The 10,379-nt window shown below is 30.0% G+C and carries 12 protein-coding genes; 9 read left to right on the top strand and 3 right to left on the bottom strand.

The genetic code is table 11. From position 1 onward, the window contains the following. The first annotated feature begins 60 nt into the window (after positions 1-60). The 9 genes from EKL97_RS14630 (at position 61) to EKL97_RS14590 (ending at position 9,099) form a co-directional block, all read left to right on the top strand. Positions 61-1,038, top strand: coding sequence for a hypothetical protein (locus EKL97_RS14630; protein WP_126569201.1), 978 nt, complete (start codon positions 61-63; stop codon positions 1,036-1,038). Between the two features lie 231 nt (positions 1,039-1,269). Then, positions 1,270-2,169: an alpha/beta hydrolase family protein gene (locus EKL97_RS14625; protein WP_126569200.1), complete on the top strand. Its 900-nt coding sequence runs from the start codon at positions 1,270-1,272 to the stop codon at positions 2,167-2,169. A 39-nt stretch (positions 2,170-2,208) separates the two neighbouring features. Next, positions 2,209-3,126 (top strand): alpha/beta hydrolase, encoded by a 918-nt coding sequence (locus EKL97_RS14620; protein WP_126569199.1) that lies wholly within the window; start codon positions 2,209-2,211, stop codon positions 3,124-3,126. A 211-nt stretch (positions 3,127-3,337) separates the two neighbouring features. Continuing rightward, positions 3,338-4,369 (top strand): hypothetical protein, encoded by a 1,032-nt coding sequence (locus EKL97_RS14615; RefSeq protein ID WP_126569198.1) that lies wholly within the window; start codon positions 3,338-3,340, stop codon positions 4,367-4,369. Positions 4,370-4,515: 146 nt separating this feature from the next. Further along, positions 4,516-4,884, top strand: a complete 369-nt coding sequence (locus EKL97_RS14610; protein ID WP_126569197.1) for a hypothetical protein — start codon at positions 4,516-4,518, stop codon at positions 4,882-4,884. Positions 4,885-5,516: 632 nt separating this feature from the next. Further along, a complete protein-coding gene (locus EKL97_RS14605) occupies positions 5,517-6,659 on the top strand; it encodes a hypothetical protein (protein ID WP_126569196.1) in 1,143 nt (380 codons plus the stop codon). Between the two features lie 166 nt (positions 6,660-6,825). Further along, complete coding sequence (locus EKL97_RS14600) at positions 6,826-7,029, top strand: hypothetical protein (protein WP_126569195.1); 204 nt, start codon at positions 6,826-6,828, stop codon at positions 7,027-7,029. A gap of 1 nt (position 7,030) precedes the next feature. Continuing rightward, positions 7,031-7,387: a hypothetical protein gene (locus tag EKL97_RS14595; RefSeq protein ID WP_126569194.1), complete on the top strand. Its 357-nt coding sequence runs from the start codon at positions 7,031-7,033 to the stop codon at positions 7,385-7,387. Between the two features lie 227 nt (positions 7,388-7,614). After that, positions 7,615-9,099: a serine hydrolase domain-containing protein gene (locus tag EKL97_RS14590; protein WP_126569193.1), complete on the top strand. Its 1,485-nt coding sequence runs from the start codon at positions 7,615-7,617 to the stop codon at positions 9,097-9,099. Between the two features lie 81 nt (positions 9,100-9,180). On the opposite strand, the gene EKL97_RS14585 is transcribed toward EKL97_RS14590, so the two are convergent. The 3 genes from EKL97_RS14585 to EKL97_RS14575 form a co-directional block, all read right to left on the bottom strand. Beyond that, on the bottom strand, positions 9,181-9,423 hold the full coding sequence (locus EKL97_RS14585) for a hypothetical protein (RefSeq protein ID WP_126569192.1): 243 nt from the start codon (positions 9,421-9,423) through the stop codon (positions 9,181-9,183). 141 nt (positions 9,424-9,564) lie between these two features. Continuing rightward, positions 9,565-9,987 (bottom strand): MgtC/SapB family protein, encoded by a 423-nt coding sequence (locus EKL97_RS14580; protein ID WP_126562551.1) that lies wholly within the window; start codon positions 9,985-9,987, stop codon positions 9,565-9,567. Positions 9,988-10,006: 19 nt separating this feature from the next. Continuing rightward, positions 10,007-10,378, bottom strand: a complete 372-nt coding sequence (locus EKL97_RS14575; protein WP_126562552.1) for a hypothetical protein — start codon at positions 10,376-10,378, stop codon at positions 10,007-10,009. Position 10,379 lies beyond the last annotated feature (1 nt).

Below are 10,379 nucleotides of genomic sequence, written 5' to 3'. Positions count from 1 at the left end.
ATAAATAGAATGATGAAAACTCAAAAGGTTTTATATCAAGATATTATAATAAGTAAATAAATGAACACCTCAAAAAAGATTAAACAAGATTTTGAATTAGATGTAAATTTTAATTTAAATGAATTATATAATCTAGTTCCATCCCATAGTAAATGTAATCATAGAAAAAGTGATAATCTTTTCTCAAAAACTACAACATTATTTTATCTCTCAATTACTTATAAATCAGAATCAAAAATCAAGATTGAAATAGAAAAATTAAAAAGAAATAAAAACAAAGGATTAATTTTATCTAAATTACAATCTGCACTTTCTACAAATGCTATTGATGCAAAGGATCTAAAAAAAATCTTAATTGAAGCAGAAAAACACAATTGGAATATTAAAGAAATTAAATTACCATTTGGTGTAGAATTTATAGATGAGATTTATGATACTTTTTACCTTGACACAGATTTTTCTAAATTATTTGACAATAAATTATTAATGCACAATGATGAAGATTCATTGGAGTTAGTAAATGATAATAATGAAAAAATAAATGTATCTACTCTAAACGAATGGAAAAAAGCAACAAAAGAAGGCTATTATCCGCTTACAACTTATGCAATAAAATCATCTTCTACATTTACGTTTTTCGAAGAATTAATTGAGACCTTAGAAAAAGCAAAAATGCCGAAAGTATCCTTTATAGATGATCCTTGGATAGAAATTGATATGTTAGATTATTTATCACCAAATATTCTTATGGATGTTGAAGGTGAATTAACAGAATTCATAGAAAATGGTTTATCTATTGGTGATTTAGTAAAGCAAGGCATTGTAAAAATAAATTCACCATTTATTTATAAAATAAGTTTAGAATTTGGGGGTTTTGAAACATCCTTAATAGAGCAATTTAGAGCAGATTTTAATGATGATGGGATTGAAGATATTTTTGCGAGAGGTTGGACAAGAGCAACTGGAGGAACAATGGGCTTTGGATTTACTACAATTCTAACAAAATTTTCAGAAAAACATCTAATTGGAAAAGAATAATATTATGTATAACAACTATAGATTTGTTGATCATGAAAATCTAAAAATGGAACCCCTGTTGAAAGGAAATGGAGGTAGTTTTAAAAGAAAAATAACTGCAGTTTAGAAATAATATATTTACCTACTTATTAATAAAAATAAGCAACAACGGAGGTTTTTAGGCGAACTGACGTTGTAGGTAATGCTACCGCAGAATCAAGAATTTAACACATTTTTTTATATTAAACTAAAATGAACATAAACTTTTCTTCTAACTTATTTCTTTGGTTACTATTAATAATTTTACCAGAAATGGTAATTTCTCAATCGGCTGACTTTACCATTCAAGATGTAAAGTTTGAAAGTCAGGGCGTCACTCTTGCAGGCTCAATTTTAACGCCTAAAAAAACAATTGCAGCAGTTGTAATTGTTCACGGGTCTGATCCTGTAAAAAGAGAAATGGACTTCGCAATACGTCTTGCCAAAGAAGGTGTTGCTGTATTGACATATGATAAACGAGGAGTTGGGGAATCGGGCGGTGTATATGCAGGGCCATCTGTTGGTACTAATAATATTGACACTACTAATCTTAATTTATTATCTCACGATGCAAGTTCAGCAGTAAACACATTTCGAACCTATTTGAAAGATAAAAAAACACCAATTGGATTAGTTGGCTTCAGTCAAGCAGGATGGATAATCCCAATTGCTGCAAGCAAAAATCCACAAATAGAATTTATGGTTTTATTTAGTTGCCCTACAATTACAACTCTAGAACAACTTCGATTTCAGTTTTATACTAACGGCAACAATAATTTTTGGGAAAATCATACGGAATCAGATGCTCGTGAACATACTAAAAATGACCCAGACAGGTATCAGTTTATAGCAACTGATCCAAAAATTTCTCTGAATACTCTTTCAATTCCGGGACTTTGGCTTTTTGGTGAGAAAGATATACAGATTCCAGTAAAGTTGTGTATAGAGCAATTAAATACATTGAAAGCTCAAGGCAAACTTTTCGAATATGCTTTGTTTTCTAAATTAGGACACAATACTGTTTCAGGCGATATTACAGAAACTGTTGATATTTCAATTCAATGGATAAAACAGAAAGCTTTGAAAATTAAGAAGTCTAAAGTATCAAAATAAAGCACTGCCTACAACAGATAAGCTTAAACAACAACTAAAATGCTAAGACTGAAATTAACCATTTTTACACTCTTCATTCTGACAAATTCATTTGGACAGAAAATAGAAAAAGTATTTCTTTACAAAAATGATTCTAGCAAAAATTGCTACACAATAATTTATCCACCAAAACTACCTTGGATTGGTTATATATTTATTATTCCAGGATTTGGTGAAACAGCAGAAAATGTTTTACAACAAACTGACTTACCAAAACTTACAGCTAAAAGTGGACTTTTGACAATTATTCCAACTTTTCAAGATGGTGTTTTGTCATTTGGTATTGATAACTTAAGCCAGCAATCATTCAATAATATCATACTAGACGTAAGGGAAAAACATAAATTAACTGATCTTGATTATTATGTTGGTGGTTTTTCTATTGGTGGAAGTACAGCAATTAAATTTGCTGAAAATGAATCACTAAAACCAAAAGCAGTTTTTGCGATTGACCCACCACTCGACTTTGAAAGATTTTATAATTCCGCAAAAAGAGATATTCGACTTTCAAAAGACAACGAGGCCAATCAAGAGAATGTTTATATGGTAGACAGAATTGAAAAAGAAACAGGTGGAAGTCCAACAACAAACCTTACCAAATATTACACTATTTCGCCTTACTCATTTTCAGACACAACCCAAAGAGCAATTAAACAATTGATAAAAATGCCTTTGAGAATTTACACAGAACCTGACATAAATTGGTGGTTGAAAGAACGTGGTGCGGACTTTACGAGTATGAATGCGACAGAATGTTCCGCAATGATTAATGAACTAAAAGGACTTGGAAATCAAAGTGCAGAATTAATAACAACACAAAATAAAGGTTATAGAAAACCTGACAATAGAAGACATCCGCATTCTTGGAGTATTGTGGATAATAATGAATTAATTGAATGGTTACTAAGACAGAAATAAAGCCAGCAGGCAACAGCAAGGTTTTCGTTGCGTGCGCAGCACGAACAATGAAACCTGTATTGAACGGAAGTGGAGGTAGTTGTAAAAAGAGAAATAATTATAGTTTAAATCACATAAATTTACTTCATTAGTAACAAAATAAAGTTTGTTTGGAGGTTTTTAGACGAACTGACGTTAGCGAATAGTTTACCAAAATTGTGGTTAAAATCATATGAATCAAAAAGATACAAACAAATATTTTGCTTTATTAGAAGAAATTGAAACTTCTAGTAAATTAATTATTCTAGGTTTAGGAGAACTTCAAAATATCAGTTTAAACAATAGTTTTTATTTTTTACCATTTCAGCTTTTATCACAAGGGTTAGAAAGGTTTATGAAATCATATATTTGTTTAGCTTACGAAAATACTAATAATGAATATCCAACTTTTAAATATATTAAGAGTCTCGGTCATGATTTAGAATCTTTATTGGAAGAGATTATTAAAAAATATTATATTGATTTCAATCGACCACAATATACGAATGATGTTGATTTTTTGAAAAAAGACACAGATTTAAAAGAATTACTTTTCATAATATCAGAATTCGGAAAAAAATCAAGGTATTATAACTTTGATATAATTACAGAAAATAAAGATGTTCCATTAAATACTAAAGAACTATGGGATAAATTTGAAAATAAACATTTAATGAAAGATGAAAAACTTCTATCAAAATTATTTAGTCGAGAAACCGAACACGAAGTTTTTTATAAATTAAATAGCATTGTAATTATTATATTTGAAAAATTTCTTTCTGCTTTATCAAGGCAAATTATTTTTAACTGTATTGGACAAAAAGCAAAACAAATATCTGTTACATCTTTTTATGATTTTGGAATGTTATATGAAAAAGATTATGGAAATAAAGATTACCGAAAAAACACAACTAGATATAAAGAAACTCCAAAAAAAGTCTATAAAAGAACAATAATGGATGATTTCGAACGGAAAGTTAATCCAAACATAAAACATAAAAAAATATTAAAATCAGAATTTGATGGCGACTGGCCATTTTATGCTGAAGAAGTAATTATTGAACTGAGATATAAACATTGGTGCGTAATAACAATTGACGGTTATGATTACGCTCTAAATGGATCAGCCAAAGGAAGATATAAACTCGAAAATCCTCAAGATGCAGGAATGGTAATTATGGATAAAAATTCAAGCGCTTTTATTAAAATGACACTAGAACTATAAAAAAACCATCCGCTAACCGCTTTGAGCTAGCTGGAATTTAGTGGAATTCCCGTTCCGCATCAAGTTTTCGTTAAACCGAAAATTGAGTGGTTACGATTTTCCAGCCATCTCAAAGTGGCATAACGTTGGCATTAATTTTAGAGTAAATGGATAAAATATTAGACAGAGTATTTAATTTTTTTGAAAATAAATCAATCCATTTTGGCTTAAGGACTTCTATATTTATCATTTCTATTTTTGTTCTAACTACATGTGATTACTATTTTAACTTTTCTTACGACTATTATCTGTACAATAAAATAGAAAAATTAGAATCCATTGATAATCTAAAGAAAATATATAAAACCGACTCTCTAAAACTGGCCGAAATGACTGTATTAGAAAATCGGATTTTTAAAAGAACACACTATTCTGACCGATTACGGAATTTGGATTTAAACCAAATCTATATTTTTAAAAAATCAGATACAACTGAAATTAAAAGGCCAGTTATTAAAAACGAAAATAAACTATAAAAAAACCCATCCGATCATTATTTTGGATGGTTTTGACATCTAATTATTTCTTTATTATTTTAATTATTGGCTTAATAACTATGCCTTTTACTGGTTCTATTCACAGAGAATTAAAGAATGTTTTAGGTGCTATTGCTGCAATAATTATACTAATCGGAGTCATATATTTAATCACTTGGATTGCTTATAAGATTCCTTTGTTATGGAATAGACCATATTTGAATTATATACTTAATTTATTAATTCATTCACCTTTTATTTATTTGATGTTTTGGTGGAATAAAACAGGAAAAAACTAATGCCAACAGCTAGCTTCGTTGCGTGCGTAGCACGAACAATGAAACTCCGGTTGAACGGAACCGGAGGTAGTTTTAAAAAGGACTGTTTTTAAGTTGTGGGATTTGAAGACTGAAAATACTTTGTAGGAAAAGATGCCGTGAGGTATCTTTTTTTATTTCATCTTTTTTAAGATAATGAGGGAAACCGTAAAGTATTGTGAAAATGGTTTTGTATGTTTGATAATGTACAGTATAAAGTTACAATTTGACACAAAACCATTCGAATTTAGGTGTGTTGTAGCTACTTTATTGCTGGTACATACAAGTTAACGACAAGCATAAACACAACCACTTATGAAAGTAGCTTATCATTTTAATTGCAGTGACATTAAAGAACGATACGACAGTTTATTTTATGACATTGTTTTTCGTAAACTTCTAAAATTAAACGAGCCATTTATTTCTTCGAAAATACTTGTTGGAGACCTTTTAATTTATGAAATGATTACTAAGGCTGACAACCCTAGCGACTTTTTAAATTACTTATTTCAAATAAAGGACGATACATGGAAAAGAATAATAAGCGATAAAGTTAAATACTTTGTAGAGGACACCGTGTTTATTATCTGTTTTGAAACTATTCAAAAAGAAATCGCAATCAAACTAAACGAAGTACTTTTGACCGAAGAACGTTATTTAGGTGCTTATGAAATTGACAATTCAGTTGAGCTACACTGGTGGTTGTATGGAGAATGCATTGGTCCGAGATTTAGAATTTTAAACAAGGATATAAACATTCTAGTTGACAACAATGAGATTGAAAGTCAAGAGTATGTAAAAGATATTGAAGAACGGATAAAAAAAATCCCCTTTGATAATATTGACACTGAATTTTCAAATTATAGATATAGTTTATTGGACGATAAGCATAATTATGAAAATGCGAGGAGGACAACGGAATGGAAAAAAGGAACAGAATCAATATTTTCGACAATAACAGATGAAATAATAGCAAAATTAACTGATACTGCACCTGATTTGACAGATAAGCTTTGGTCAATTAATAACACTTTTTCACATGCTCAAACAGGAGAACAATATGCACAAGCAATGACTTCTTGCAGAAGAGTTTTTGAATATGTAACAGATTGTTTATTTCCTGCGACAAACGATATTATTGACGGACATTCTCTAAAAAAAGATAAATATAAAAATAGACTTTTAGAGTTTGCGAAACGGGAACTTAAAAGCGAAACGAATATTGATTTAATTGTAACTAATACAACATCTCTTTTTGAAGAATGGAACAAACTTTACGAATTATCAAACAAAGGAGTTCACTCTGAACCTCATAGACAAGAATGCAGACGTTGCATTATTAGAACGATTTTGCTTCTGGATGATTTAATTGCAATTAAACGAACACCATTTGAAGTAAACATTAAAACGGACAAATTTATTAATAACTTTAAGGATAGACATAATGCCAGCCGCTAGCAGTGACTACAACGGATTTGGGCAATTGGCTTAATGGAAAGTTGGGCTTGTATTTGTGAGATTTGGCAAATCCGAAAACAGGCCTTAATTTAGTTCCAAACTACTTGTAGCAAAGGGAGGTTGTACTCAAGTTTACCGAAGCATATAAATTAAAAACAAAATAATTATGAGTGATTTAAAAGAATTATCAATTGCTGACTTAAAAGCAGCAGGCGAATACGTAGAGAAATTAAAAAGTGAACGTATAGACGATTTAAAAAGTCAGGGTATTGATAGAAAAACCGATAAACCATTAGAAGAATTGGATAAGTTAGAATTTGATATACATACTATTTTATTTTCAAGATTAATGAAACTAAAAAAAACTTAAAATGTTCGCCACTGAATACACTCAAGCAATGAATTATGAAATGTTAATTCGAAATGCTTTTAATTGTCAACGAGGAACAAAAAATGGTGCTGATTTAAGCTATATGAAAAACGTAATGACCATGGAGCGCGGGGAAACTTTTGCAAAGCATTTAGGTTCTTATGAAAAACAATTTGAAAAAGTTAAATCCTATATTTCAAAAACATTATTAAAACTCACTAAAACAAAGCCATATTCAAAAGAAATGGATTTTTTCAATAGCCTCAATGTAGAGTTAGAGTATTCAAAATCAACAATTGGATTGATGAAAATAGTGAATAGCGCTCTTGAAAAAGTGATAGAATTGAAAGGAAAATAAAACATGCGTACAACAGCAAAGGGTTAGTTGCGTGCGCAACACGAACAATGAAACCCTTGTTGAACGGAAATGGAGGCAGTTTAAAAAAATAATAATTGTAGATTAAATCCCATATATTTACTTTCTGATTAGCTAAACTTATATTCGTTTGGAGGTTTTTAGACGAACTAACGTAGTAGGCAATTTTACTGAACGAGACAAATTCAAAACGATTTAACAACAATAAAATGATTATCAATAATATAATTTATAAATCAGTATTTACTCTTTTATTCTTCTGTACATCAGTAAGTTTCTTATATGGACAATCTTCAAAAAATTATTCTACAGAAATTCAGTCAAAAATTAAACAAGTTGAAAACAATCTTTCTGGTTGGGTACAAATTGAAAATAATCCTCAAATGTGGACATTAGAGGAAAGAATGAAATTTTATCATGCCAATGGTGTTAGCATTGCAGTTATTAAAGACTATAAAATTGAGTGGGCAAAAGGTTATGGATGGGCTGACAGTTTAGAGCAAAAACCTGTAACAACTAAAACTTTATTTCAAGCAGGTTCAAATAGTAAATCTCTAAATGCAGTTGGAGTATTAAAATTGGTTCAAGATGGAAAATTGAATCTTAATGCGGATATAAATACCTACTTAAAATTATGGAAATTTCCCTACGATTCCTTATCAAAAGGTAAAAAAATCACAATTGCCAATTTATTAAGTCATACTGGTGGAATCAGTGTACATGGGTTTTATGGATACAAAAAAGGAGAAGAGATACCAACCATCAAACAAATATTAAATGGTCAAAAGCCTGCTAATTCAGAAGCTATACGTTCAATGTATGAGCCATCTATCAAATATGAATATTCTGGCGGTGGAACCACCATTTCACAACTAATTATTCAGGATGTAACAGGAAAACCTTATGATGAATTTATGTGGGAACATGTACTGAAGCCAATGGGAATGACTAACAGTTCTTATACTCAACCTCCAGTATCATCCAAACTGAATTTATTAGCTACTGGATATTACAATGATGGAAAAGCCGTAAAAGGTAATTACCATATTTATCCAGAACAAGCAGCAGCTGGACTTTGGACAAATCCAACAGATTTAGCGAAATATGTGATTGAAACTCAATTATCTTTAAAAGGGAAATCTCAAAAGGTACTTTCAAGAGATATGACAACAGTAAGACTTACACCTTACATTGATGATAAATCAGCTTTAGGAGTATTCATAATTAATAAAAATGGAGTTAAAAATTTCGAGCATGGTGGTGTAGACGAAGGTTTTGTTAGCCAATACATAGGCACTTTTGAAGGAGGTAATGGAGTTGTCGTTATGACAAACACATATAATACAGCTCTATTTGATGAAATTATAAGAAGTGTAGCCCTAACTTATGAATGGAAAAATGCTTATACACCTGAGATAAAAAAAGAGTACTATATTAAAGATGAAGATTTAAAATCTTATTTAGGGAAATATACAAGCGGAGATAAAAACTTCTTTATTACCAAAAAAAATAATGGAGTTTACTTTAATTTTAATGATGACAGGGGCAACCTTACTTGGAAAATTCATTTTATAAATACTAATAATTTTTGTATGATTGAAAATAATTCAGATTTTAACTTCGTTAGAAATATATCAGGAAAAATTATAGCTCTTAAATGGAATGAGGAGATATTAAAAAAAGTAGAAGAATAAAAACTCCCTACAACAGTAAGGGTTCGTTGCGTGCGCAGAATGAACAATGAAATCTGTGTTGAACGGAATCGATTATAAGTTTTATTTTTCTGATTTGATCTCTTTTATCATACGCTCGAGTTTTTCTCGCTGTTGTTTTGCTTTTTCATCATATGCCTTTTGCCTTCTTTCGAACGTGGTTTGATTCAATTGGAGCTCTTTTTCCGAAGACAAAGTTTTATTATAACTATAAATCAAGAGAGCCAATAACAATGCAATACTGCAGAAATAAAAACGATATTCCAATAAAAGAAATTTTAGTGATTCAATTGTTTTTGTTAGCATGTTATAAGATTTAAAATGTTCTTTTGAAAAAATTTCCAGACTAAGATAAATGTATTACAAATTACCTGATTTGAACCATCTATTCTAAAATCATTATGTGCTATATTAGGAAAGTAGAAATTCTAATTGTAAGAAGTTGTTTCATTTTTCTTTTCGACTAGTAAGCCAAGTATCAATAGGTCTTAATAAAATATTAATGGCAAGTATGCTAATAGTAGCCACAGCAGTTTCTGAATAATATCCAGCTGCTGCCAAACTGCCTATTGCCGAACAACACCATACTGTTGATGCAGTTGTAAGTCCGTGAACAGAAAGACCTTCTTTAAAAATAATTCCTGCACATAAAAACCCAATTCCTGTAACTACTTGACCAATTATTCTAGTTACATCGCCACCGTTTTTAGTTATTATGATTGACAATAACACAAACAATGCTGAACCTACAGCAACTAGAGTATTGGTACGCAAGCCTGCCGATTTGTGTTGCCATTGTCTCTCAAACCCAATTGATAAACCTGCGATTAATGCCACTGCTAAACGCATTACAAATTCTGATAGTATCATAAATAATTGTATTTATCGGTTAAACAATTTTACACGGAATTATTTCATCTTCGTTGAATGTATAAACTGCACACAATCTATGGTAACCATCGGCAATAATTACTTTGTAATTAAAGGCGTCTCTAACTAATAATAAAGGTGAAATTTTTTTATTTTTCTTAATTTTTTCAATATCAATTTCAATATGAGAATTGCTAATTCCTAATAATGAAAGTGAACTAGCTCTAAACAAGTCTTTGGCTTTGTACATTATTATTGATGCTTGTTTTAATTGAGTTACCAATTCAATAGCTTTATCTTCATCAAAAATCAAGCTCAAATACGATTGTGCAGCTGGATAATCTTTTTCTTCTGGTTCTTGAAACCATTTTATTTTATCAGATTTTTTCATT

Origin of the sequence: Flavobacterium sp. LS1P28 (assembly GCF_003970335.1) — a bacterium.
In the GTDB taxonomy this organism is placed as follows: domain Bacteria; phylum Bacteroidota; class Bacteroidia; order Flavobacteriales; family Flavobacteriaceae; genus Flavobacterium.
This window is presented reverse-complemented; position numbering and strand designations above follow the sequence as displayed.

Excerpts from the sequence above, each read along its gene's own strand:
- EKL97_RS14630 (WP_126569201.1), top strand. The coding sequence starts at position 61 with ATGAACACCTCAAAAAAGATTAAACAAGATTTTGAATTAGATGTAAAT.
- EKL97_RS14625 (WP_126569200.1), top strand. The coding sequence starts at position 1,270 with ATGAACATAAACTTTTCTTCTAACTTATTTCTTTGGTTACTATTAATA.
- EKL97_RS14620 (WP_126569199.1), top strand. The coding sequence starts at position 2,209 with ATGCTAAGACTGAAATTAACCATTTTTACACTCTTCATTCTGACAAAT.
- EKL97_RS14615 (WP_126569198.1), top strand. The coding sequence starts at position 3,338 with ATGAATCAAAAAGATACAAACAAATATTTTGCTTTATTAGAAGAAATT.
- EKL97_RS14610 (WP_126569197.1), top strand. The coding sequence starts at position 4,516 with ATGGATAAAATATTAGACAGAGTATTTAATTTTTTTGAAAATAAATCA.
- EKL97_RS14605 (WP_126569196.1), top strand. The coding sequence starts at position 5,517 with ATGAAAGTAGCTTATCATTTTAATTGCAGTGACATTAAAGAACGATAC.
- EKL97_RS14600 (WP_126569195.1), top strand. The coding sequence starts at position 6,826 with ATGAGTGATTTAAAAGAATTATCAATTGCTGACTTAAAAGCAGCAGGC.
- EKL97_RS14595 (WP_126569194.1), top strand. The coding sequence starts at position 7,031 with ATGTTCGCCACTGAATACACTCAAGCAATGAATTATGAAATGTTAATT.
- EKL97_RS14590 (WP_126569193.1), top strand. The coding sequence starts at position 7,615 with ATGATTATCAATAATATAATTTATAAATCAGTATTTACTCTTTTATTC.
- EKL97_RS14585 (WP_126569192.1), bottom strand. The coding sequence starts at position 9,423 with ATGCTAACAAAAACAATTGAATCACTAAAATTTCTTTTATTGGAATAT.
- EKL97_RS14580 (WP_126562551.1), bottom strand. The coding sequence starts at position 9,987 with ATGATACTATCAGAATTTGTAATGCGTTTAGCAGTGGCATTAATCGCA.
- EKL97_RS14575 (WP_126562552.1), bottom strand. The coding sequence starts at position 10,378 with ATGAAAAAATCTGATAAAATAAAATGGTTTCAAGAACCAGAAGAAAAA.